The organism is Microtetraspora sp. AC03309, assembly GCF_020826795.1.
GTDB classification, from domain to species: domain Bacteria; phylum Actinomycetota; class Actinomycetes; order Streptosporangiales; family Streptosporangiaceae; genus Microtetraspora; species Microtetraspora glauca.
Genome location: NZ_JADDIL010000016.1, coordinates 50,843 through 72,120 on the forward strand (window position 1 = coordinate 50,843; position 21,278 = coordinate 72,120).

26 protein-coding genes, 1 tRNA gene and 1 pseudogene are annotated in these 21,278 nt (G+C 68.4%); 12 read left to right on the forward strand and 16 right to left on the reverse strand.

The annotated features are described in order from the left end of the window. Positions 1-5 precede the first annotated feature (5 nt). On the reverse strand, positions 6-1,082 hold the full coding sequence (locus tag IMZ11_RS11705; RefSeq protein ID WP_228640614.1) for an NAD(P)/FAD-dependent oxidoreductase: 1,077 nt from the start codon (positions 1,080-1,082) through the stop codon (positions 6-8). Positions 1,083-1,146: 64 nt separating this feature from the next. Between IMZ11_RS11705 and IMZ11_RS11710 the strand changes: the two genes are divergently transcribed. The 6 genes from IMZ11_RS11710 to IMZ11_RS11735 all read left to right on the forward strand — a co-directional run bounded on the left by IMZ11_RS11710 (position 1,147) and on the right by IMZ11_RS11735 (position 5,972). Next, positions 1,147-1,467, forward strand: coding sequence for a helix-turn-helix transcriptional regulator (locus IMZ11_RS11710; RefSeq protein ID WP_228640616.1), 321 nt, complete (start codon positions 1,147-1,149; stop codon positions 1,465-1,467). Positions 1,468-1,655: 188 nt separating this feature from the next. Further along, positions 1,656-3,041, forward strand: a complete 1,386-nt coding sequence (locus IMZ11_RS11715) for an FAD-dependent oxidoreductase (RefSeq protein ID WP_228640618.1) — start codon at positions 1,656-1,658, stop codon at positions 3,039-3,041. Positions 3,042-3,053: 12 nt separating this feature from the next. After that, entirely contained in the window at positions 3,054-3,326 is a 273-nt protein-coding gene (locus tag IMZ11_RS11720) for a hypothetical protein (protein WP_228640620.1), read from the forward strand. Beyond that, positions 3,323-4,579: an MFS transporter gene (locus IMZ11_RS11725; RefSeq protein WP_228640623.1), complete on the forward strand. Its 1,257-nt coding sequence runs from the start codon at positions 3,323-3,325 to the stop codon at positions 4,577-4,579. Before IMZ11_RS11720 ends, IMZ11_RS11725 begins: the two co-directional genes overlap by 4 nt. Continuing rightward, positions 4,576-4,923: a metalloregulator ArsR/SmtB family transcription factor gene (locus IMZ11_RS11730; protein WP_228640625.1), complete on the forward strand. Its 348-nt coding sequence runs from the start codon at positions 4,576-4,578 to the stop codon at positions 4,921-4,923. The genes IMZ11_RS11725 and IMZ11_RS11730 overlap by 4 nt, the downstream gene beginning before the upstream one ends. Further along, positions 4,920-5,972: an ArsO family NAD(P)H-dependent flavin-containing monooxygenase gene (locus IMZ11_RS11735; protein WP_228640627.1), complete on the forward strand. Its 1,053-nt coding sequence runs from the start codon at positions 4,920-4,922 to the stop codon at positions 5,970-5,972. The genes IMZ11_RS11730 and IMZ11_RS11735 overlap by 4 nt, the downstream gene beginning before the upstream one ends. Positions 5,973-6,173: 201 nt before the next feature. Here IMZ11_RS11735 and IMZ11_RS11740 read toward each other — a convergent pair. The 3 genes and pseudogenes from IMZ11_RS11740 to IMZ11_RS11750 all read right to left on the reverse strand — a co-directional run. Further along, a pseudogene (locus tag IMZ11_RS11740) lies at positions 6,174-6,463 on the reverse strand (arsenate reductase ArsC); the annotation flags it as partial. A gap of 20 nt (positions 6,464-6,483) precedes the next feature. Beyond that, complete coding sequence (locus IMZ11_RS11745) at positions 6,484-7,083, reverse strand: hypothetical protein (protein ID WP_228640629.1); 600 nt, start codon at positions 7,081-7,083, stop codon at positions 6,484-6,486. Then, positions 7,065-7,403 (reverse strand): PadR family transcriptional regulator, encoded by a 339-nt coding sequence (locus IMZ11_RS11750; protein ID WP_228640631.1) that lies wholly within the window; start codon positions 7,401-7,403, stop codon positions 7,065-7,067. The genes IMZ11_RS11745 and IMZ11_RS11750 overlap by 19 nt, the downstream gene beginning before the upstream one ends. 89 nt (positions 7,404-7,492) lie before the next feature. Here IMZ11_RS11750 and IMZ11_RS11755 point away from each other — a divergent pair, with 89 nt between their 5' ends. Then, complete coding sequence (locus IMZ11_RS11755; protein WP_228640633.1) at positions 7,493-7,945, forward strand: hypothetical protein; 453 nt, start codon at positions 7,493-7,495, stop codon at positions 7,943-7,945. Between the two features lie 90 nt (positions 7,946-8,035). Here IMZ11_RS11755 and IMZ11_RS11760 read toward each other — a convergent pair whose 3' ends face one another. The 9 genes from IMZ11_RS11760 to IMZ11_RS46165 form a co-directional block, all read right to left on the reverse strand. Further along, complete coding sequence (locus IMZ11_RS11760) at positions 8,036-8,587, reverse strand: class I SAM-dependent methyltransferase (protein WP_374462261.1); 552 nt, start codon at positions 8,585-8,587, stop codon at positions 8,036-8,038. A gap of 83 nt (positions 8,588-8,670) precedes the next feature. Then, positions 8,671-10,008 carry an IS4 family transposase gene (locus tag IMZ11_RS11765; RefSeq protein ID WP_228640637.1) on the reverse strand — a complete coding sequence of 446 codons (1,338 nt, stop codon included), beginning with the start codon at positions 10,006-10,008 and terminating at the stop codon, positions 8,671-8,673. 355 nt (positions 10,009-10,363) lie between these two features. Next, on the reverse strand, positions 10,364-10,780 hold the full coding sequence (locus IMZ11_RS11770; RefSeq protein WP_228640639.1) for an arsenate reductase ArsC: 417 nt from the start codon (positions 10,778-10,780) through the stop codon (positions 10,364-10,366). Continuing rightward, complete coding sequence (gene arsB, locus IMZ11_RS11775; RefSeq protein ID WP_305075868.1) at positions 10,773-11,870, reverse strand: ACR3 family arsenite efflux transporter; 1,098 nt, start codon at positions 11,868-11,870, stop codon at positions 10,773-10,775. Before arsB ends, IMZ11_RS11770 begins: the two co-directional genes overlap by 8 nt. Positions 11,871-11,917: 47 nt before the next feature. Then, positions 11,918-12,259 carry a metalloregulator ArsR/SmtB family transcription factor gene (locus tag IMZ11_RS11780; RefSeq protein WP_228640642.1) on the reverse strand — a complete coding sequence of 114 codons (342 nt, stop codon included), beginning with the start codon at positions 12,257-12,259 and terminating at the stop codon, positions 11,918-11,920. 82 nt (positions 12,260-12,341) lie between these two features. Next, on the reverse strand, positions 12,342-12,992 hold the full coding sequence (locus tag IMZ11_RS11785) for an arsenate reductase ArsC (protein WP_308066780.1): 651 nt from the start codon (positions 12,990-12,992) through the stop codon (positions 12,342-12,344). 187 nt (positions 12,993-13,179) lie between these two features. After that, positions 13,180-13,446 (reverse strand): GNAT family N-acetyltransferase, encoded by a 267-nt coding sequence (locus IMZ11_RS11790; RefSeq protein ID WP_228640644.1) that lies wholly within the window; start codon positions 13,444-13,446, stop codon positions 13,180-13,182. Positions 13,447-13,669: 223 nt separating this feature from the next. Next, on the reverse strand, positions 13,670-13,849 hold the full coding sequence (locus IMZ11_RS11795) for a hypothetical protein (protein ID WP_228640646.1): 180 nt from the start codon (positions 13,847-13,849) through the stop codon (positions 13,670-13,672). Continuing rightward, entirely contained in the window at positions 13,846-14,373 is a 528-nt protein-coding gene (locus IMZ11_RS46165) for an aromatic-ring-hydroxylating dioxygenase subunit beta (protein ID WP_308066781.1), read from the reverse strand. The genes IMZ11_RS11795 and IMZ11_RS46165 overlap by 4 nt, the downstream gene beginning before the upstream one ends. Between IMZ11_RS46165 and IMZ11_RS11805 the strand changes: the two genes are divergently transcribed. The 3 genes from IMZ11_RS11805 (at position 14,306) to IMZ11_RS11815 (ending at position 16,507) form a co-directional block, all read left to right on the forward strand. Then, positions 14,306-14,512 carry a hypothetical protein gene (locus tag IMZ11_RS11805; protein WP_228640648.1) on the forward strand — a complete coding sequence of 69 codons (207 nt, stop codon included), beginning with the start codon at positions 14,306-14,308 and terminating at the stop codon, positions 14,510-14,512. The genes IMZ11_RS46165 and IMZ11_RS11805 overlap by 68 nt on opposite strands. Positions 14,513-14,867: 355 nt before the next feature. Continuing rightward, a complete protein-coding gene (locus tag IMZ11_RS11810; protein ID WP_228640650.1) occupies positions 14,868-15,650 on the forward strand; it encodes a hypothetical protein in 783 nt (260 codons plus the stop codon). Then, entirely contained in the window at positions 15,626-16,507 is an 882-nt protein-coding gene (locus tag IMZ11_RS11815) for a LysR family transcriptional regulator (RefSeq protein WP_228640773.1), read from the forward strand. The genes IMZ11_RS11810 and IMZ11_RS11815 overlap by 25 nt, the downstream gene beginning before the upstream one ends. A 151-nt stretch (positions 16,508-16,658) precedes the next feature. Here IMZ11_RS11815 and IMZ11_RS11820 read toward each other — a convergent pair whose 3' ends face one another. The 3 genes from IMZ11_RS11820 to IMZ11_RS11830 all read right to left on the reverse strand — a co-directional run bounded on the left by IMZ11_RS11820 (position 16,659) and on the right by IMZ11_RS11830 (position 19,661). After that, the gene (locus tag IMZ11_RS11820; protein WP_228640652.1) at positions 16,659-16,814 is read right to left on the reverse strand and encodes a hypothetical protein; all 156 of its coding nucleotides are present in this window, start codon (positions 16,812-16,814) and stop codon (positions 16,659-16,661) included. Positions 16,815-17,223: 409 nt separating this feature from the next. Continuing rightward, positions 17,224-18,780 carry an OmpA family protein gene (locus IMZ11_RS11825; protein WP_228640654.1) on the reverse strand — a complete coding sequence of 519 codons (1,557 nt, stop codon included), beginning with the start codon at positions 18,778-18,780 and terminating at the stop codon, positions 17,224-17,226. 807 nt (positions 18,781-19,587) lie between these two features. Then, positions 19,588-19,661 (reverse strand) — tRNA-Pro (locus IMZ11_RS11830). Positions 19,662-19,750: 89 nt separating this feature from the next. Here IMZ11_RS11830 and IMZ11_RS11835 point away from each other — a divergent pair. Together IMZ11_RS11835 and IMZ11_RS11840 are read left to right on the forward strand one after the other, a co-directional pair. Continuing rightward, positions 19,751-20,176 (forward strand): hypothetical protein, encoded by a 426-nt coding sequence (locus IMZ11_RS11835; RefSeq protein WP_061258970.1) that lies wholly within the window; start codon positions 19,751-19,753, stop codon positions 20,174-20,176. Positions 20,177-20,379: 203 nt separating this feature from the next. Then, positions 20,380-21,270 carry a MurR/RpiR family transcriptional regulator gene (locus IMZ11_RS11840; protein ID WP_228640656.1) on the forward strand — a complete coding sequence of 297 codons (891 nt, stop codon included), beginning with the start codon at positions 20,380-20,382 and terminating at the stop codon, positions 21,268-21,270. The last annotated feature ends 8 nt before the right edge of the window (positions 21,271-21,278 follow it).

Below are 21,278 nucleotides of genomic sequence, written 5' to 3' on the forward strand. Positions count from 1 at the left end.
GCTCCTTACAGGCCGTAGGCGGCGCGGGCCTTGACGGCATACGCGGCAAGCGGGGCGGCGACGTGCTCGGCGTCCCGGGCGACTCCGCGCAGGGTGTTGGAGGCGAAGGAACGCTGGAACTCCAGTCCGACGTAGACGAGCCCGGCGTGCGTGGTGGAGATGCCGCCCACGTGCTTGGGCATGCCCGCCTCGTCCAGCGCGCCGAGGCGCCGCAGGTAGGGCAGGTTGGGCAGGTTGGGGCGGTAGCCGGCGGCGAAGATGACCGTGTCAACCTGCTCCGCCGTGCCGTCGGCCCAGATGACGCCGTCGCCGTCGAAAGCGGTGAACATGCTCCGCTGACTGACGCGTCCGGATTCGAAGGCGTCCGCGTAGTCGCCGGTGTCCATGACCAGGGTCGTATGGACGATCTGGGCGAGCCACTCCAGAGGCAGCTCGTCGAATCCGGTTGTGGTGTGCCAGTAGTGCAGATCCTTACCGCCGAGGAGCTGTGGCATGAACGCGACGGGGTGGTTGGTGGCCAGGGTAACCGTGGCGGCCTCGGCGAGTTCGTAGCCGATCTGCACAGCGGAGTTGCCCGCGCCGACGACGATGACGCGCTGACCCGCGTACTCCTTGGGCGAGCGATAGTCGGCCGCGTGCAGCAACTGTCCGGCGAAGGCTTCCTTTCCGGGAACGTCCGGCAGGTACGGGTTGCCGAAGCTGCCGCTGGCGGCGACCACGCCCGCGGTGGGGAGTCGACTGCCGTCAGCGGTGCTGACGACAAAGCCTCCGCTGCCGTCCGCCTCAACGGCGGTGACGCGGGTACCGGTACGGATCTCCACGTCGAGGGTCTCGGCGTAGCGCTGGAGATAGTCGACGACCTCGTCCCTGGTGGGGTAGTGGTCGGGGTCGCCGGGGAACGGCATGCCGGGCATGGCGCTGTAGCGGGCGGGCGAGAAGGCCGTGAGGCTGTCGTAGTAGTGCGGCCAGGAGCCTGTGGGCTGGTCCCCTGCCTCCAGGATGACGGGGCTGACGCCGAGGTTGCGTAGGGCGCGAGCGGCGGCGAGGCCGGACTGGCCTCCGCCGATGACGATGGTCTCCATGCGGCGCATGGTATCGTCAAATCTAGAAATGACAATATGATGCGTTGAGGGCGATGCTAGGTGCATGACGACGAACGGGATCGAGCTGACCCAGGCGGCGCGCGGCTTCCTCAAGGCCCTGGCCAGCGATACACGCCAGCAGATCCTCTTCCTGTTCGCCGGCGGAGTGGAGCTGACCGTGAACGAGGTGGCGGAGAAGCTGTCGCTGGCCCAATCCGCCGCGTCGACCCACCTTGCGACTCTGCGCGATGCCGGGGTCCTGGCATCCCGCCGCGAATGGAAAACGGTCTACTACCAGGTCAACCCAGACGGAGTCGCCCAGGCACTGACGGACCTCCAGGTCGCCCTGCGCGCCTGCTGTCCTCCGTCCGCCGAGTGCGGCTGAGCGCGAGGCGGTGGCCCACCCATCCGTCGATGTGAACTGCTTAGCGCACGGTCTAATTTGACATAGTTCTAATCAGTGGGCATGCTCATTACTACTTCGACATGCTTCTAATCAGAGTGTGGGTCCTGCCTGACCGTGCCCACACCGCCGACCTGGATGCTTCGCCGACAACCGAGGAGACAGCCACCATGGGTGGATGCTGCAGCACAGAGCCCGTCGAGATCGAGCAGTTCACGCCCCACGCCGGCCTGCCGGTCGTGGTGATCGGCGCCGGGCCCGTCGGCCTGGCCGCCGCCGCCCACCTGACTGAGCGCGGCCTGGACTTCCAGATCATCGAGGCGGGCGAGCAGGCGGGCGAGTCCATCGCGCAGTGGGGCCACGTGCGGGTGTTCAGCCCGTGGCGCTACAACATCGACGCCGCCGCCCGCCGTCTCCTGGACGCCCGCGGCTGGACCGCGCCCGATCCCGACTGGCTGCCGACCGGCGCTGAGATCGTCTCCGACTACCTCGCCCCGCTGGCCGACGTTATCGGGGACCGGCTGCGTACGGGTGTCAAGGTGACCGCGATCAGCCGCCTCGGATACGACCGGGTCCGCACCAACGGTCGCGAGGGCGCCCCCTTCCTGGTACGGCTCGACACCGGCGAGGAGATCCAGGCCAAGGCGGTCATCGACGCCTCCGGCACCTGGACCGAGCCGAACGTGCTCGGAGCCAGCGGCCTGCCCGCCTTCGGCGAGACCGATGCCGCCGACGTCATCGACCACGCCCTGCCGGACGTCCTGGGCGCCGACCGCACGACCTACGACGGCAAGCACGCGCTCGTCGTCGGCGCGGGACATTCTGCCGCCACCACGCTGATCGCCCTCGCCCAGCTCGACGACGCGCAGATCACCTGGGCCATCAGGGCCGGATCGGCCAGCCGTGCCTACGGGGGAGGCGACGCGGACGCGCTGCCCGCACGCGGCGCGCTCGGCACCCGCCTGCACGAGCTGGTCACCTCCGGCCGGGTGCGGCTGCTGACCGGCTTCTTCACCCACTCCGTGCGGCGGACCGGCGACCAGGTGACGGTGATCAGCCGAGACCCGTCCGGCGCCGAGCAGTCGGTCACCGTCGACCGGATCGTCTCGGCCACCGGCTACCGGCCCGATCACTCGATCGCCTCAGAGCTGCGCCTGGACCTGGACCCGATCCTCGGCTCCACCCGACAGCTTGCCCCGCTGATCGACCCCAACGCCCACTCCTGCGGCACCGTCCCGGCGCATGGTGTCGATGAACTGGCTCACCCCGAGTCCGGCTACTACGCGGTCGGCGTCAAGAGCTACGGCCGCGCGCCGACGTTCCTCATGGCCACCGGTTATGAGCAGGTCCGCTCCGTCGTGGCCGCGCTCGCCGGGGACTGGGAGGCCGCCCGGGACGTCCAGCTCGACCTGCCCGAGACCGGCGTGTGCTCCTCCAACCTGGCCGAAGCCCAGGAGCAGCGGGTGGGCCTGGCCACCGGCGTCAGCGGCGGCCTGCTCGCCACACCGCTTCCCCTGGCCACCGTCTCCTCCGGCGGCGGTAGCTGCTGCGGCTGAACGAGAGCTGACATGTCCGACGGATTTCCCACCGCCGCGCAGAAGCAGGCCCTGCGCCTGATCTGTGACCACGAGCCGATGCGTGCGGACCGGCTGGCAGGAGAGCTCGTCGCTACCCGCGCGCCGAGCGGCAACCCCGGCTACGCTCCGGCGATCGCGCGCATGGCCGCGACCCTGGCGTGGCGGCTGCACGCCCAAGGCTTCATCGCCGAAACCGGCGAGGGAGCTTGGAGAACGACAACGAGCGGTCGTGAGCTGATCGCCTGCCCGGGCGGGGGCTCGTGAGCTCATCCGCTGAGGCCGCCGTTCCCGAAGTCCGGAGCGGCGGCCGGACCCGTTTCACGCACGGCTGGCGGATCGTCGCCGCCCTGGCCGTCACCCAGACCATCGGCTACGGCGTTCTGTACTACGCCTTCTCGGTCTTCCTCACCCCGATGACCGGCGCGCTGAGAGCCAGCGGGACACAGATCGCCGGCGCACTCACGCTCGCCGTGCTCACCATGGCGCTGTGCTCACCGTTGGTCGGGCGCTGGCTGGACGCCCACGGCGGTCGCGCCCTGATGACCGCCGGCTCCGTGCTCGGCACGCTGGCGGTGCTGGCCTGGTCGCACGTCACCAGCCTCCCCCAGCTCTACGGGGTCTTCGTCGCCATCGGCATCGCCTCGGCGATGGTGCTGTACGAGCCGGCCTTCGCCGTCGTCGTCTCTTGGTTCGACGGCAACGGGCGCGCGAACGCACTGCTCGTGCTCACCATCGTCGCCGGTTTCGCCTCCTCGATCTTTCTGCCTCTCACCGGACTGCTGGTGGAGCACTACGGGTGGCGGCAGGCGCTGGTCGTCCTCGCTGTCCTCTACGGAGCGACGGCGATCCCGCTGCACGCGTTCGTGCTGCGCCGCCGTCGGACGGCGGCGGAGGTCAAGCCGCACCAGCGCGCCGACCTGGTCAAGGCCGCCGTGCGAGCGCGGCCGTTCTGGCTGCTGGTCGCCGCGTTCACCGCGCACGGCGGCGCGGTGGCCGTCGTGGGCGTGCTGCTGGTCACCTATCTGATGCACCTCGGACATTCGCCGGTCTTCGCGGCCACCATCGCCGGGCTGCTCGGCGTCTTGTCGGTGACTGGCCGCCTGGTCACCACGGGGCTTCGTAGCCGCTGGTCAGCGGCTTCCGTCGCGGCCGGTGTCTTCGCCCTGCAAGGCGTCGGGGCCGTACTGTTGCCGCTGGCCGGCCACACCGTGCCCGGCGCGATCGGGTGCGTGCTGATGTTCGGACTCGGCTTCGGTGTCGGCACCATCACCCTGCCGTACCTGCTGGCCGAACGGTACGGCACCGCCGCCTACGCCAGCCTGTCGGGCCGGATCGCGATGTTCTCGGTCGCCGACAAAGCCGCCGCTCCCCTGGGAGCAGTGGCCCTGGCCCAAGCCGCCGGTTACGGCTGGGTCATGGCCGCCGTCGCCACCGCATGTGGGATCGCCTCGTTCGCGCTGGTTGCCTACCATCGCCTATCATTTAGACCGATATCAAATCAGGAGGTGTTGTCGTGACCGCCACTACTGGCCAGTGCTGCGCGCCGATCGCCCGCGAGCCCTTGTCGGAGACCGACGCGGCCGAACTCGCAGTGCTGCTCAAGGCGGTCGCCGATCCGGTTCGGCTGCGTCTGCTGTCGATGATCGGTTCCCACTCGGGCGGCGAGGCGTGCGTGTGCGACCTGACCGACGCCTTCGACCTGACCGCCCCCACTATCTCCCACCACCTCAAGGTGCTGCGCACCGCCGGTCTGATCGACTGCGAACGGCGCGGCACCTGGGTCTACTACTGGATCATCCCCGCCGCGGTGGCCCGGCTCGGCGCCCTCTTCACGCCGTTGGCCGAACCCGCCACCGCATGACCTCATCCTTGGTCGACGTCCTCGTCATCGGAGGGGGCCAGGCGGGTCTGGCGGCCGGGTACTACCTGCGCCGGGCCAAGGCCGACTTCGTCATCCTCGACGCCCAGGACACTCCCGGCGGCGCGTGGCAGCATGCCTGGCCGTCGCTGCGTCTGTTCTCGCCCGCGCAGTACAGCTCACTCCCGGGCCGGGGAATGCCCCCGCCACCAGGCGGCGGCTATCCCAGCGCGGCCCACACAGTGGCCTATCTCAGCGAATACGAACAGCACTACCAGCTGCCGATCATCCGGCCCGCTCGCGTGCGTGCTGTACGGCGAGGCGTCGACCGGCTGACGGTCGAAACCGACGTGGGCACGTGGCAGGCTCGTACCGTCATCAGCGCGACCGGTACGTGGTGGCGCCCCTACGTCCCGTACTATCCCGGCATCCGAGACTTTCACGGCCGGCAGCTTCACACCGCGGACTATCGGGGTCCCCAGCCCTTCCACGGCCGGCGTGTGGTGATCGTCGGCGGCGCCAACTCCGCCGCGCAGATCCTCGCCGAGGTCTCCGCCGTCGCCGAGACCACCTGGGTCACCTTGCGCCCGCCTCGGCTGCTGCCCGATGAGGTGGACGGGAGAGCCCTGTTCGAGCTGGCGACCCGCCGCTACCAGGCGGTCCAGACAGGCCAGGACGCGCCGAGCGTCGCCGATCTCGGTGACATCGTCGCGGTGCCGCCGGTCCGTGACGCGCGTGATCGGGGTGTGCTCAAGGCTGAGCCCATGTTCGCCCGCATCACTCCGCACGGTGTCGCATGGCGCGACGGCACCGAGCTGGCCTGCGACGTCATCGTGTGGTGTACCGGCTTCCGCCCAGCGCTCGGCCACCTGGCCCCGTTGGGGTTGCGCGGCTCCGACGGACTCATTCCGACCGAGGGCACCCGTGCGCTGGGCGAACCGCGACTCCACCTGCTCGGCTACGGCGACTGGACCGGCCCTGCCTCCGCAACGCTGATCGGAGTCGGCCGCACCGCGCGCGACGCCGTCGCTGAGATCACCGCCCAGCACTGAAAGCCCGGACGGTTACTCCCGAACCCAGGCGTGTTCCAACGGCCATCATTCGTTCCTGGGACGCCTCCTCTCCCGGCCCCGGTCCGCAGCGATCGCGTTGGCAGAGGCTCGGAGTATGGACCGACCTCCTTGGCGACACGCGGCTATGTCCTCCAGAGGCCGCTGGCAGCGGCGAGGGGCCAGGACTTCGACATGACACTCCCGTTTGCCGGGAAAGAAGGGGCAGGTGTCGCCGCAGCCCATGGTGATGACCACGTCGGAGGCCTCAACGGCTTCCGGGGTGAGGATCTTGGGCCGGCCGTCGGTGATGTCGATGCCGACCTCGCGCATGGCCTCGACCGCGACAGGGTTGGTCTGCTCTGCCGGAGCGGATCCGGCGGAGCGGACCTCGATCCGGTCCCGGCCAGATGGGTGAGCCAGCCCACGGCCATCTGGGAGCGTCCGGCGTTGTGGACGCAGACGAACAGAACGCTGGGCTTGCGGTCAGGCATGGACGGTCACGCCACGCCGCTCACCGAGAGCCGCCGTCCGATCGGCTGAGCGCCGGTGACAGCAGCGCCCGGAGCGTGGCGATGATCCGGATCAGGCTCGCCGACAGGGCCGGCATCAGCGGCCGCAACGCGGGCGAGGGCGCCATGGTAGCGGCCGCGAGCATGATCGCGTCCAAGGTGATCAGCGCAATCGCGCCGACCAGCGTCGCCGCCTGAGTCCGCCGGTAGGCCCGCTTCTCTGTGGCGGCCGCCAGCAGGGTGAGGGCTGTCGCAACGAGGGCCACGCCGTAGGTGATCCGGACGGCCAGAGGGATCGGCCAGGTCCACGCCTGAGCGCACACAAGGCTGAGGCCCCAGACTGCTCCCATGATCGGGCCCGTGGCCAGTAGGGCCACGGCTGTCCGCCGCCATGGAGATTCGCGACAGAAGGCGGCCGTGATCATTTTGGCGTCGCCGAACTCGGCGATCGCCGCTCGTGCGGCCGCGTCAGGGTCGTTCACTACCGCGAGGTGGGTTTCATAGGTTTCCTGTAGCCCGTCGGCCAACTCCTCCACCGCCTGCGCGGGGAGCCGAGAGGACAGGATGTCAACCTGAGCGGCGATCAGCTCGTGGCCGGCCATGGCCGTGTTCCCAGTGCGGCGGTGACGGCGCTGGCGAACTCCTGCCAGCTGTCGCGTTCGTCGCTGAGCGCCTTGCGCCCTTCGGCGGTGAGTTCATAGGTACGGCGGCGCCGCCCGCCTACGACCGACCAGCTTCCGGATATCAATCCCGCTCGCTCCAGCCGGTGGAGGGCTGGGTAGACGGTGCCGGTGGGCAGGTCGATGTGTCCCTCGGTCGATTCGCGCAGTGCCTCTTTGACCGCGTAGCCGTGCTGTGGCCCACCCTCGAGTGTCGCGAGCAGCAGGCCGTCCAGGTGTCCTTTGAGTGCTTCTGCCCTCATAGGTAGTAACGCTATACCGGGTCTTCTTTCGCGGGCAATGACCGGAGTAGCGTCACTATAGATAGAGACACTACGCATGGGAGCTCACGATGCACGAGATCGACATCTTCGGCATCCCCGTACCCGACGCGGGCCCGCTCTTCCTGACAGCCCTGGCCTTTCACATCGCGTCCGGCCTGACATGCGTCGCATGCGGGGCCGTGGCAGCCCTGTCACGTAAGGGCAGCGCCCGGCATCTCCGGTTCGGCCGGGTCTACCTGTGGGGGCTCGGGGTGGTGTTCGCGTCGATGACGGCCCTGTCGATGATCCGCTGGCAGGAGAACTCTCATCTGTTCGCCATCGGCTCCTTGGCCTTCACCGTCGGCCTGGTCGGCTCCCTGTACAGGCGGCGACGGTCCTACCTCCACATCGCAGGGACGGGTTTGTCGTACATCGCCCTGCTCACCGGGTTCTACGTCGACAACGGTCACAACCTGCCGATCTGGGACCGGCTGCCCCCTGGAGCTACTGGGTCCTGCCGAGTCTGCTCGGCCTCCCCGTGATCGCCCGCGCCATCTGGCAGAGACGGCTGGCTTCGCTGTGACAGGACAGGAGCTGCACCGGTGGCGCTTGGAGCGACAGCGATGGAGCGGTCAATGTTGATGATCTACGGGCATCGCCACGCCATGGATTATCGGCACGGTGAACGGGAGGTTGGGGTGGGGCGCGATCGTTTCGATATGGTGCACGACCAGGTCAGCCTGCTCGATCGCGGCCTGTGTCCGGCGGTTGGGACGGCATCCTGCGCCGATGCGCCGCCACAGCGGTGTGAGGAGGTCCTGGATCCGTCCACGCATACCGGTGTCGCGTACGTGTTCGCAGAACACGAACGTTCCCGTCAGTCTCAGCACCCGGCGGACCTCGGCCAATGTTCGATTCAGATCATCGACTGAGCACAACACGAGCGTGCTCACCACCGCGTCGAAGCTGGCGTCAGGGTAGGGCAGTTCCTCACCGCATGCGGAACTGATCTCGACCGGAACGCTTGCCTCGCGCTTGCGTCGGCGCAGACGCTGACGCATGGCGGGGTCCGGTTCCGCCACGACCACTCGTTCGGCCTCGCGGTAGTGAGCGAGGTTGGCCCCGGTACCCGCGCCGATCTCCAGAACCTGGCCGCTCAGATTCCCGACGAGGTGGTCGCGCAATGCCCCCAGCCAGCGCTCCTCGGCCCCTCGTGTGATGCGGTCATAGAGCCAATGCCGTGTAGTTAAGGGTCTGGGGCTGCGGGTCAAGGGTCTGTGGTGAGGATGTCGATGCTGGTAGTAGCTTTGTAGCTGGTCCGGTCGACGGTTCCTTTGGCGTTGTACTTGGAGATCGCGCGTTTGACGACGCGGGGGCGGGTCCGGATGCGCCGGGCGGGCAGGAGGCCGGCCAGGACGTGACTGCCGATGGTGCCGACAAGGTCGACGACGGCGTCGGCGATGACGCCTGCGGCTTGGATGACCAGGTCGCGGGCGGTGTGCAGGGCGATAGTGAAGCTGGCCCGGTCGGGGTCGATCTCTGGCCGGGTGCCGGTGGCGTCGGCCATCGCCAGGCGCAGGAGCTGGTAGGTGAGCAGCAGGGCGTACATCTCCTGGTCGATGCCGTCAGGGGTGCGGGCGCGCAGGACACGGCCGCCGAGGACGGTGGATTTCACCTCCAGGTAGGCCGACTCGATCTCCCATCGCTCGTGGTAGAGCGTGACCAGTTCGGCGGCGGGGTGGGTGCGGTGGTCGGTCAGGGTGGTGACCAGCCGGTACAGGCCGGTGCGGCGGCCGGTGGCGGTGGCGATGGTGATCTCGCAGTCGATGACGCGGACTGCGACGGTACCGAGCATCGAGGTGTAGGAGCCGTCCCTCAGGCGGCGCAGCACGGGTAGCCGGCGGCCGTTCTTGACCCGGACCAGCGTCTGGGCGCCTGTCGCCGCGATGGCGGACACCAGGGCCTGGACGGCGAAGCTGCGGTCCAGCAGCACGATGATGCCCGCGTGCAGGCTGCGTAGCAGGCCTGGCGCATACGTCGTCTCCCCGTTGGCGGTCGTCCCGAACACCGCGTCCATGAGGGTGCGGGTGCCGCAGGAGACCAGTACCAGCAGCCGGATCGACGGATAGCCCGAGCCGCCGTGGTTGCAGCGATGCTTGGTGAACCTGCTCAGATTGGCCGCGGTGTCGGGCACCGCGATCGTGGTGCCGTCGATCGCGCAGACCCGCAGCCCCCGCCACCACACGCCCGGGGTGGCGATCCCCGCAGCCGGGCCGCGCAGGAGTTCCCACAGCCACCACATCGGCTCGAGGCCCACCCGTCGGCGGGCCTGCACCAGCGCAGCCGCCGTCGGGACGGCGAGCTTCAACCCGGTCAACCCGGCCGTCAGCCTCTGCCATACCTGCCGCCAGCCCAGCTCGGGGAACAAGCACCCGGCCAGCAGCGAGTAGACCACCACCCGCGAGGGCAGATCCCGCACGCGCACTTGCGTTCTGCCGGTGTGCGCCAGCGCCTCATCGACCATCTCGAACGGGATGAGCCGGGTCAGCTCACCCAGATGGCCGGGCGCGAACGCTCCTGCGGCCACCACAACATCACGACGCATGACAGACTGGACATCCAACGGAGCTCCCGCCGAACAGTGATCTTGGTCGACACCGTTCTAGCAGGAGCTCCGTTGTTGTCTTCACCCACTTGACAGACCCGCCACCACGCTAACTAAGCGGCATTGGTCATAGAGCAGCGCGAAACACCGGTGTCCGTGGGCGGCCCCATGCTCGGCCATGGCAACCCCCTCTCCCGCCACGCCGGATCCATGCGCCCACGGACGGAGATTCAGGCGCGCGGTTCTCGGGAAGACCCGCCGAGGCCAACAACGCCGAGAGCCATCTACCACTGTGTTCTTTCAGGAGCCTCCCCAACGGGAGGAGGCCCCTGGGATTTGACCCGACCTGGGATGGTTACCTGGTCGGCGCCGGGTCGAGTTCCGCGATCAGCTTTTCGATCCGGGTGCGGATCTCGTCGCGGATCGGACGGACGGCCTCTACGCCCTGTCCTGCGGGGTCGTCGAGCTTCCAGTCCTCGTACCGTTTGCCGGGGAAGAAGGGGCAGGTGTCGCCGCAGCCCATGGTGATGACCACATCGGAGGCCTCAACGGCTTCCGAGGTGAGGATCTTGGGCTGCCCGCCGGTGATGTCGATGCCAACCTCACGCATGGCCTCGACCGCGACCGGATTGATCTGCTCCGCCGGAGCGGATCCGGCAGAGCGGACCTCGATCCGGTTCCCGGCCAGATGGGTGAGCCAGCCCGCGGCCATCTGGGAGCGTCCGGCATTGTGAACGCAGACGAACAGGACGCTGGGCTTGCGGTCAGGCATGGACGGGCTCCTTCGTGAACAGGCGGCGGCCCCAGAGGCTGACGTAGACCAGGGCAACCAGCACGGGCACTTCGATGAGCGGGCCGACGACCCCGGCGAGGGCCTGGCCCGAGGTGACGCCGAACACCCCGACGGCGACCGCGATGGCGAGCTCGAAGTTGTTGCCCGCGGCGGTGAAGGCCAGCGTGGTGGTGCGGTCGTAAGGGAGCCCGATGGCACGGCCGGCCAGGAACGAGCCGCCCCACATGACGACGAAGTAGGCCAGCAGCGGCAGCGCGATCCGGGCGACGTCGCCGGGCCGGGAGGAGATGGTGCCGCCCTGCAGGGCGAAAAGGATGACGACGGTGAACAGCAGACCGTACAGGGCCAGCGGGCCGACTCTGGGCAGGAATCGGGTCTCGTACCAGTCGCGGCCCTTGGCGCGCTCTCCGAACTTCCTGGACAGGTATCCGGCGGCGAGCGGGATGCCGAGGAAGATCAGCACGTACCCGGCGATGTCCCAGGCGGAGACCTCGAGCGCGGACTGCGACAGGCCGAGCCATCCAGGCAGTACCTGCAGGTAGAACCAGCCGAGAGCGCCGAAGGCGACGACCTGGAAGATCGAGTTGATGGCGACGAGTACGGCGGCGGCCTCCCGGTTGCCGCAGGCCAGGTCGTTCCAGATGAGGACCATGGCGATGCAGCGGGCCAGCCCGACGATGATCAGGCCGGTGCGGTACTCGGGCAGGTCGGGCAGGAAGATCCAGGCGAGGGCGAACATCAGGGCCGGGCCGATGAGCCAGTTGAGCACCAGCGAGGAAATGAGGAGCCGCTTGTCGCCGGTCACGGTGCCGAGGCGGTCGTAGCGGACCTTCGCCAGGACCGGATACATCATCAGCAGTAGGCCGAGCGCGATCGGCAGAGAGATGTCGCCGACCTTGACGGCGTCCAGGGCAGTGTTCAGGCCAGGGACGAGCCGTCCGAGGAGCAAGCCGGCGACCATGGCGACGCCGATCCAGACCGGCAGAAACCGGTCCAGCGTAGACAGGCCGCCGATCACGCCGGTTTCAGGCGGGGCGGACGCTGGGGCGCGGGTCGGGCTCGATGACATGAGGAGTGATCTTCCTTACGTGCTGGAGAGGGCGGAGCGGATGCCGCTCAGACCGTGGCGGGGACGCTGAGCAGGGCCGATAGCTCCGCGAGCGTCGCGGGGACGACGCGGTAGTACACCCAGGAGGCGCGGCGCTCGGAGGTGAGCAGACCGACATCTTTGAGGACCTTGAGGTGGTGGCTGATCGTCGGCTGGGACAGGTCGAAAGCGGCGGTCAGATCGCATACGCACGCCTCGCCCCCCTGGTGACTGGCCACGATCGAAAGGATGCGCAGCCGTACCGGATCGCCGAGCGCCTTGAACACGCGCGCTACTCCTGCGACCTGCTCGCCGTCCAGAGGCTCACGCGCCAGCGACGAGCTGCACTCCAGAAGCTCCAGCGGTTCCATCCGTCCCTCCCTGTGTCGATGTCTGTCGATATCAATGTATGTCAATATTGATGGGTGTCTAATCAGCACGGTCCGTGTGATGTCAGACGGAAGGCAGGTTGAGCTGGGCGAGGAGATCGCGCACACGGCGCTCGATCTCATCCCGGATCGGACGGACCTCCGCGAGCCCCTTCCCGGCGGGGTCGCCAAGCTCCCAATCCAGGTAGCGCTTGCCGGGGTAAACCGGGCAGGCGTCCCCGCAGCCCATCGTGACCACGACGTCGGCCGCCTGGAAAACCTCGTCCGTCCACGGCTTGGGAAACTCCGCGGAGATGTCGATACCTCGCTCGGCCATAGCCGCTACCACTGTGGGGCTGATCTCGTCGGCGAATTCAGAACCGCCCGACCAGGCCAGCGCGTTCTGACCGGCCAGTGCCCGGAAGAACCCGAGCGCCATCTGGCTGCGGCCCGCGTTGCGCACGCACAGGAACAGCACGACAGGACGCCCGTCGCTCCCGCCTTCCACCCTCGCCAGGGCGTGCAGCCGCTGGCGGGCGAAGCGCTCCGCCAGCAGAGGAAGGAAGTTGGTGACCCGGCCATTCTCGGCGAACTCGTCGTAACTGGCCTGAAGGAACCGCGCGATCGTCTCGGCTCCGAACGTGCCGGCGAACTCATCGCTCAGGCGGCGCGCAGCTGTGTCCAGGGCCACCTGTTGATCGATGGTCAGATGGCCACGCTTGTAGGTGCTGGTCATCGGTCGCTCCTGCGGGAGGGCCCAACACTGAATCGATGGGCGTCTACTTCGATTAACGCCAATATCGATGCTCATCGATACCGCGCCGAGGCGAATGGCAGATGAACATCTCGTGTCGAAGGCCGGGCCTCAACGTGGTGAGTGGCGGCGACCGTGGGCGTCTTGGCGACGCGGTACTCAGCTTCCTTCAAGCCATGAGGGAGGCGGCCACCCAGCCCGTGATCCGGCCCGTCTCGGTTTCGGCGGCCACGTAGCGAGGGTGGGCCAGCTTGCTCGCATCGAAGGTCTCCCAGCTAGGCGCAGTCGTCTCGAAGCTGGACTGGCCGGTATCAAGACCGGCTTGGTAGACGGCAAGCACCTCCTCAGCGTCCGCCGAACGTATCGGTCGGATCTCCAGCCCGGCCGCGAGGGTGGCTGAATGCACACCGTCGCAACGATCCGCGTCGTACGTCATCAAGGGCTCCTCAAACACAGGCCGGCGAGCGGGAGTTGAGTTCCCATCACACATCAGAGCGGGGGGAAGCAGCTCCCGCACCTGTCGTTTATCCGACGCCAGCCCGAATCTATCGGGCGGGGCCAGTGGGAGAAGGCGGTTCAATCTGTTGGTCAGGCCAACATCGCACTCTTGGTCAGCTGACAGATTCCCCACCCTCGATGCAGAGTTATGCGCCTGTTTGTCACCTCTGTCTAATTTGGCAGCAGCCGTGTTCACGCACGCACACGACGCGGATCTCGGCGAACTCGTTGGCGATCACGATAGGGTCGCCCACCGCGTTCTCGAGGAGGCGCCGCCGTTGGGTGGCGGCCAGCTCCGCGGTGCGACGGTCCTCTGCCTCGCCCTCCCGTTCCAGGTTCATAGGAAGATCGCCAGATTCTGCATGCGGATCACCGATTCGTCGGTGGAGATCAGTCGACGGGCCAGCTTCCACTCGCCATCACACTGCCGCAGGAGGTCTTCGCGACCTGCTGAGACGAGAGCCGATTCCCCAACGTCGCCGCGGCTGCGGAACAGCAGCACGGCGGACTCGACGATGAGTTCATCGTCTTGGTCGGTGGCGAACGTTCGCACGTTGGTCACAAAGTGACGGAGCCGGGATGAGACGTCCCTTCGCGGAGCACGACAGCCAGATCCCGAGACCTCTGACCCGCAGGTACATGAGCGGACCACAGCCCGCCGGTACTCCGCGGCGTACAAGGCTCGGATCCTGCAGGAGTACGAACAGCTCGACAAGGTCGGCAAGGGCGCGCTGCTGCGTCGCGAGGGCCTGTACTCCTCCCTGATCTCCAGTTGGAAGACCGCTCGCGACCACGGGGTGGCCCAGGCGCTGGCTCGGCCGGTCGGCCGTCCCAAGGCCGACCCGCGAGACAAGAAGATCGACACGCTGGAGGGCGGGGTCGAGCGGCTACGCGCCGAGCTCGACAAGACCCGCCAGGTGATCGAGGTGCAGGGAAAGCTCTTCGCGCTGCTGGATCAGCTCGCCACCGGCAGCGAGAACTCGACGGCTCGGGGCGAGCAGTGACCGAGATCATCCAGAGCGCCCAAGCCGAGGCGATCGAGGCACTCACCCCGTTGCTCGGGCGCCGCAAGGCGTGCGCTGCGGCCGGAGTGCCACAGGCCAACTGGTACCGAAACAACCGCCGCAGCACGGCTCCGCCCCTGCGGGTGCCGAATATTCATCCGTGCAGGTCGTATGTCAGTCCTGGGGTGCGAACGGGTGCAAGACGCCTCAGGAGTGAGGAAGGCAGGAAGTCGACGAGGTATCCGGTCCGACCTCCTGTCGATCCTCCTGGCTCACGAACGCGGCCGGCCCCGCGATGGTTGGTCCGCCGACCGCGTGACGTCGAAAACTGACCAGATCCTGGCCGCTCGCCCTGGTGGTGATGGGCAGCGCGCTGCTGCTGGGGCCGGCAGACCCGGTGATCAGCATGATTCTGATCGCCCTGATCGTCTATGCCCTGGCCACGATGCTGGACCGGATCGAGGAAGTGACCGCCGCTCGCCTGTCGCTGGCGATGACCGCGGCGGCCGAAGAACGGCTCCGCATCGCGGCGGAACTCAACCAGAGCCTGGGCGCCGCGCTCGACACGATCGCGGCCAGCGCCCGGAAGGGCACGCCTGACGTGGAATCGGCCCGGCACTCGCTGAGCGAGGCCAGGGCCGCCGCCGTCGGCTACCGCGCGATGTCGCTGGCGCCCGAACTCACCACCGCCAAGGGCATGCTGGTCTCCGCGGGAATCGCCACCGAGGTGCGGATGCGGCACGCGGAACCGCTCGGCCCGGCCGGCGCGCTGCTGGCCACCGTCCTGCGCGAGGCCGTGACCGAGATCGTCCGGCACCGCGCCACCTCCCGCTGCGTGATCGACTCCGCCACAGAAGACGGCACCGTACGACTGAGCATCGCCCACGACGGCACCCGCAGCGCCACGGACGAATCCCTGACAGATCTCCCCGCCCAGGTCGCGGCGGCCGGCGGCACGCTCACCACCGGCATCGACGACAACGCCCATGTCTTCGTGGAGGTGGCGGTGCCCAGCACCACGCTGCCGGCCCCACCCGCCCGCCTCGCATCTACGACGGATCCGATAACGTCCTTCAACCCTGAAATGAAAGATTCGGAGGCCCGCCCGTGGAGATGCGAGAGATCGAGATCTTCCTGACGCTGGCCGAGGAGCTGCACTTCAGCCGTACGGCCGAGCGGCTGGGCATCAGCCCCGCCCGCGTCAGCCAATCGATCAAGAAGCAAGAGCGGCGCATCGGCGCGCCCCTGTTCGACCGCACCACTCGAGCGGTCCGCCTCTCCCCGCTCGGTGAGCAGCTGTACCAAGCGCTCAAGAGTGGCCACCGGCAGATCATGCAAGGTATCACGACCGCTCAGGCCACCGCCGACGGCACCGCGGGCACACTGACCCTCGGCACGCTCGGCCCGCTCTCCACGCAGATCACGAACGTTCTCGACCTGTTCCTCGCCCGCCACCCGAACGCCCGACTCCAGCACCGCGAGATCCAGCCTGCCTCCCCTCTGGACCTACTGAAGTCGGGCGAGGTGGACGTGGCGCACCTGTGGCTGCCGATTCGCGAGCCCGATCTGACCATCAAACCGACCTCGTACGCCTCCGACGTGGTGTTGATGGTCTCCGCCGACCACCCTTACTCGGGACGAGACTCCATCTGCCTGGAGGACCTCGGCGACTGCACCGTGGTCGAAGGCCATTCGATCCCCTCCTACATGGAGGAGATCTTCAACCCCTACCACACCCCTTCCGGTCGCCCCGTCCGCCGCGGACACAAGGTCACCACCTGGCAGGAGACCCTCAGCGCCGTCGCCTCGGGCCAAGCCACCGCCGGAGTCACCGCGGAGGCCGCGACCTTCTACCCCTGGCCCAGCCTCGCCTTCGTCCCGATCCGCGATGCCCCGCCGTGCCAGTGGACCTTCGCCTGGCGTACGGCGAGCGAGACGCCACTCATCCGCGCCTTCGCCCGAGCAGCAGCCGACACCCGGCAACCGACGGAGTAGCACCCCCGAATCCGACGTTCTTTGCCGTTTGTCGAGTATCCGGCACGGCCCGGTTTTGCGGTTTGAGTCAGCTGTGGCCCAGAGGAACATGAGGGCATGACCGATCAGTTGAACACAGCCAAGTAGGCAGGCCTCATCAGCCGGCCCGACATCACCGAGTACGCGGAGCGCGGGCCTGCGCACCGGCCTGCTGCTCGTCGACGGCGATGACGTGGCGGGGGTCGTGACGCTGCTGCTCCGGGCCTTGACAGCGCCGGAGCACCAGGTCGGCGACTGGTGCCGTGGTAGCCAGTGCTCTGGCCTCCACGAGGGCTCATCACTGTTCGTCCGGTGCTGGCCGCAACTTCTACGCCACGGGGACAACCAGCCAGGACGCAGCCGGCAGGGACTGAGCCTCGAACGCGTCCGCTTGCTGGAACGGACCGGCGGCAACGTGGGGCGGTTCGCCTCCCGGCGGGTGCGGGCGGTGTTGCGTCCGGCCGAGGTCGGTCAGATGCGCCGGATCGTGCGGTCGGCGGCTTGGGCGTCCCGCCGATCCCGCTATACCCGGTCAGCACCGGCGGCAACTGGGGGCTGGGCTCCCGTGAGCCGGCCTGGATGGGGTGCGGCGCCGCTGCGGGGGGCGTCACAGCCTTCGGAAAAGAGACCGGCCACGGGCTCGGCGAACGCCCCGGGCAGGCCCCCACCTCATGAAGGAGCCCGCGCGAGGCGCGGGCTCAGGACAGGGGCACCTGTAGGGCGCGCCAGGTGGCTACCTTGACGGTCAGCGCGTTAGCCTGGGCGGGCAGGGCATACAGCGACCAGAACTCCTTCGTCTCCCCTGGCTCGAAGCTCATCGCCGACAATGCCACCCCGGAGGTGTTCGTGCATGCGCAGTACGTGCCCGGCTCCTCCCCCTTGGCCACGATCACGCGGGCCGGGCGGTACAGGCGGCGCGCGGCGGGGTCGGTCACCTGGATGTTCGTCGCTGCGTGGTACTTGAAGGCGTTCCAATCATCGGCCCAGTTGAGGTCGTGGTACCACGCCTCGCCGTCACCCCGGTTGGTGATCGTGTAGCGGAGCAGGCCCAGGTCACCAGGCATCCGGCGGAAGGCCGTCACCTTCAGGTCGAACGGCACCCCCTTCGCGCGCACCGTCGCGTTCGTCCCTTCGCCCCCAAGCAGCGGGGACGCGGTGGTGCCGGCGGCCGGCACTTCAGCCGGCGCGGGCTTGGCGAACGTGATCGTCACCCGGCGGTTGCGGCGCCGTCCCTCGTCGGAGCCGTTGCTGTACAGCGGGCGGCGGGAGCCGTATCCGTGGGCCCTGAACGTCACCTGGTCGCGCGTGATCAGCTGCGTGAGGGCCTGGCGCACTGCCTCCGCGCGTCGGCGGGACAGCGGTTCGTTGATGGCGTCGGTGCCGGAGGAGTCGGCGTGGCCGTCGACCTCGATCGTCGTGTCCGCGGACGTGTCGATGAGCTTGGCTGCCTTGGCCAGCACCGTGCGGGCGCGCGACGTGAGCGTCGCCTTGTTCAGCGCGAACAGCACGTCGGAGGAGAGGCTGACCTTGAGGTCGGCGCCGTCGTCGGTCGTCTCCTCGGTGCGGTCGAGCGACTGCGACGGCGTCTCGATGAGGTGGCTGACGGTCTCGACCTGGGACGCGTCAGCTTCGGGCAGTTGCTGACCGGGGGGCGGCACGGGCGGGTCGTCGCTGATCGGGACGTCGACCATCGGCGGGCCGATCGGTGTGACGATCGTCGTGGTCGCCGGGTTGCCGGATGGCGCGGGCAGCACGGCGTAGACCGTCAGCGACTTGCCGGGGTCGATGATCGCTTTGAGGTCGTCGCGGTCGGTGTCGCTGCACAGGCATTCGCCGTCGGCGGGCTTGTACGGCATGAGCCATCGGTGGGCCGGGGCGTCGAGCACCGCGATGCCGGAGGGCCAGCGCCACTTGAGCGGCCGCATCGGGTCGGCGAGCGGCGCCTGCCAGTGCAGCGGTTTGTCGGTGCTGGTGGACAGGCGCAACTGCACCATCAGGTGCTTGCCGCCGATGCGGTTGAGCCCGACGAGTTCGGCCTTGTAGTTTGACTCGACGGTGCCCTGGACGGTGGCCAGCGCGGGTCGGGTGTCCCCACCGCCGGACGTCGCATTCCCGCTCGCGGAGGGCGAAGGAGCGCTGGTCGAAGGCGCGGGAGGCGGTGCGGTGGTCTCGCTCGCCAAGGGCGCGAGGGGTAGCTGACCACATCCGGCGGCCGTTAAGGCGACGGTGGTCAGGGCCATGATCCGGATACGCATGCCGGGCATTGTGCCATGACAAAATCAAAGGCGGTCAGTCAAGGAGATCGTGGCCGGGCACGCGCCGGGCTGGGACCGGCCGCTCCGACTATGGTCAACGCCCGCGCCGCGTCCGAGCCCTCTCGCGCCGTCGTGGCCGCCAGCGGATCCAGCCGTCTGATCCGCCGCTCCAAGCTTCCCCGCGACGGCACCGCCAGCCCTAGGATCTTGCAGTGCCGGACGGCCTCTGTGTAGACCGCGCTCACCGAGCGGCACTGCCTGTAACTCGTTCTCCCCGCCATGCTCGTGATGATCGATATGAGCGAGCTGCACCTGGCCGTACCACGCCTGAGTGCCGATCTCGCCCCCAGCGGGCCGTCACCACTGATTGGCGAATCTGGCACATCAACATTTCGTACGCCCCGATCAGCGCGAAGGAACGGCCAGGCGGCAATGACCCGAGCGATCAAGGTCGGGTCGGCCATGGCCACGTTCGTACCCGAACTCCCCAGGCAGCCGATCACCAACAGAAACCACGCAAGCACTTCCCCGCGACGATCGTGCCTGCCGACAAGCACCTCAGCGCGAGCTTGAACGATCACGCAGCCATGCGAAACCGCAGGTAGAAGCTCTGAAGATTCCGCGCGTACCCCCTCCGAGGCACCGCACCCAACCTTCGGCAGGCAAAACCTTGCCCCCTTGACCCGCGGTCAAGAGAGTTAGGCACCACGATCTGTCCAGGTCTGTCCCCATCTGGTCCCCGGAAGAACGCTGAAAGGCCGTTCTCGATTTCTCAAGAACGGCCTTTGACCTGCGGTTTCTCGCAAGTCGGGACGACAGGATTTGAACCTGCGACCCCTTGACCCCCAGTCAAGTGCGCTACCAAGCTGCGCTACGTCCCGTTGCCCGGCTGGCCGAGCGAGACCAACCTTAGCGCAGATTCCGGCCATGTGCGTACACGCGGATCCCTGGCGGACCTAAGCTGGCGATCATGGGAAGGAAACCGCTGGTCGATCACGAGGAGCTGGCCCGCCTGGCAGCCGAGGGCTGGTCGAATGCCGACCTCGCCGCACATTTCGGCGTGACCGAGTCCGGCATCCTCCAGGCGAAGAGGGCCGCCGGCCTCTCCAAGCGGATGACCGACCACAGCCGGGCTATCCCTTGGAAGCTGAACCGCGAGCACAACCAGTCCGGGCCCGCCACGAACCTGCGCAATCTGTCCGCTGTGGCGCAGGGCCGTACGATCCCGAAGGAGAAGCTCAACACGGCGCTCCGCTGGGCGAACCGCCTGGTCGAGAACGGTCTCGACATCGCCTACGACCCCGGGCGGGGGTTTCATGAGGTTCCCGCCGCGGCTGAATCCCACGTCGCCTCGGTTCTCGCGGACGCCCTGGCCGCGCTCGAGCCGCCCGGTTGACGCGATCGAGCCTCGGTCCGGCACGACCGGATGACTCATGCTGATCTACAACGTAAAGGCGCTGCCATCGCGAGCGCGGGGCGCGCTCGCCGTCACTCGTGGAAGCCGCCCAGGAAGCCACCCCGACCGCCGGCCGCCCGGCTCGGCCGTACGGCAGGCCAGAATGAACCGAGAAAGGCCGATACGGCGGAGAGGTGGCACCCATGACCGGTGACAGCGGAACGGTCCGGGAGGACGGCGTCGCGGAGGACCTGCTCTCGGTCGCCGAGCGGGTACGGCGCAGCCTGGAGGGCTCGTCGGCCGGAGAGCGGCTGGTCGCCCGGGTGCTGCTCGCCAACTACCCAGCGGCCGGGCTGGAGACCGCGTCCCGGCTGGCGGAGCGCGCGGGGGTGAGCGCGCCGACCGTGGTGAGGTTCACCGCACGGCTGGGGTTCCAGGGGTACCGGGCGTTCCAGCAGTCGCTGCGGGACGAGCTCGAGGCGCGGCGTGCCTCACCGCTGACGCTGTCGCAGCAGATCGGCGATGCCGGGAACTCGCTGCGCGTGTCGGCGGGCGCGGCCTTCCGGCAGCGGCTGGACGAGACGTTCGCCGCGCTCGCCGACTCCGAGCTCGACGCGGTGCTCGGTCTGCTGGCCGATCCCGGGCGCCGGGTGGCGCTGATCGGCGGGCGCTATTCCCACATCCTCGCCGAATACCTCGACCTGCACCTGAGGCTGCTGCGGCCGGGCACCCGCGTGCTCGATCCGCGGCCGGAAAGCCTGGCGGCGTTCTGTGTGGACATCGGGCGGCGTGACGTGGTCGTGGTCTTCGACTACCGGCGCTACCAGCGGGACATCGTCGAGTTCGCGCGCCGGGCGCACGACAGGGGAGCGAAGATCGTGCTTTTCACCGATCCGTGGCTCTCTCCGGCCGCGGATGTGGCCGACATCGTGATCCCCGCACGGGTGGAGGCGCCTAGTCCGTTCGACAGCCTGGTTCCCGCGCTCGCGCTGGTCGAGACGGTGGTCGCGGGCGTCATGGCCCGGCTCGGTGAGGCCGGTGAGGAACGGTTGCGCCAATGTGACGACATCGTCGGAGACGTCACTGTCGGCTGACGGAGTGG

Coding starts and splice junctions, on each gene's coding strand:
- IMZ11_RS11785 (WP_308066780.1), bottom strand. CDS start 12,992: ATGACCAGCACCTACAAGCGTGGCCATCTGACCATCGATCAACAGGTG.
- IMZ11_RS11715 (WP_228640618.1), top strand. CDS start 1,656: ATGGGTGGATGCTGCAGCACAGAGCCCGTCGAGATCGAGCAGTTCACG.
- IMZ11_RS11705 (WP_228640614.1), bottom strand. CDS start 1,082: ATGGAGACCATCGTCATCGGCGGAGGCCAGTCCGGCCTCGCCGCCGCT.
- IMZ11_RS11755 (WP_228640633.1), top strand. CDS start 7,493: ATGCACGAGATCGACATCTTCGGCATCCCCGTACCCGACGCGGGCCCG.
- IMZ11_RS11735 (WP_228640627.1), top strand. CDS start 4,920: ATGACCTCATCCTTGGTCGACGTCCTCGTCATCGGAGGGGGCCAGGCG.
- IMZ11_RS11720 (WP_228640620.1), top strand. CDS start 3,054: ATGTCCGACGGATTTCCCACCGCCGCGCAGAAGCAGGCCCTGCGCCTG.
- IMZ11_RS11770 (WP_228640639.1), bottom strand. CDS start 10,780: ATGCCTGACCGCAAGCCCAGCGTCCTGTTCGTCTGCGTTCACAATGCC.
- arsB (WP_305075868.1), bottom strand. CDS start 11,870: ATGTCATCGAGCCCGACCCGCGCCCCAGCGTCCGCCCCGCCTGAAACC.
- IMZ11_RS11825 (WP_228640654.1), bottom strand. CDS start 18,780: ATGCGTATCCGGATCATGGCCCTGACCACCGTCGCCTTAACGGCCGCC.
- IMZ11_RS11790 (WP_228640644.1), bottom strand. CDS start 13,446: ATGACGTACGACGCGGATCGTTGCGACGGTGTGCATTCAGCCACCCTC.
- IMZ11_RS11815 (WP_228640773.1), top strand. CDS start 15,626: ATGCGAGAGATCGAGATCTTCCTGACGCTGGCCGAGGAGCTGCACTTC.
- IMZ11_RS11745 (WP_228640629.1), bottom strand. CDS start 7,083: ATGGCCGGCCACGAGCTGATCGCCGCTCAGGTTGACATCCTGTCCTCT.
- IMZ11_RS11795 (WP_228640646.1), bottom strand. CDS start 13,849: ATGAACCTGGAACGGGAGGGCGAGGCAGAGGACCGTCGCACCGCGGAG.
- IMZ11_RS11750 (WP_228640631.1), bottom strand. CDS start 7,403: ATGAGGGCAGAAGCACTCAAAGGACACCTGGACGGCCTGCTGCTCGCG.
- IMZ11_RS11765 (WP_228640637.1), bottom strand. CDS start 10,008: ATGCGTCGTGATGTTGTGGTGGCCGCAGGAGCGTTCGCGCCCGGCCAT.
- IMZ11_RS11780 (WP_228640642.1), bottom strand. CDS start 12,259: ATGGAACCGCTGGAGCTTCTGGAGTGCAGCTCGTCGCTGGCGCGTGAG.
- IMZ11_RS11835 (WP_061258970.1), top strand. CDS start 19,751: ATGGGAAGGAAACCGCTGGTCGATCACGAGGAGCTGGCCCGCCTGGCA.
- IMZ11_RS11840 (WP_228640656.1), top strand. CDS start 20,380: ATGACCGGTGACAGCGGAACGGTCCGGGAGGACGGCGTCGCGGAGGAC.
- IMZ11_RS11710 (WP_228640616.1), top strand. CDS start 1,147: ATGACGACGAACGGGATCGAGCTGACCCAGGCGGCGCGCGGCTTCCTC.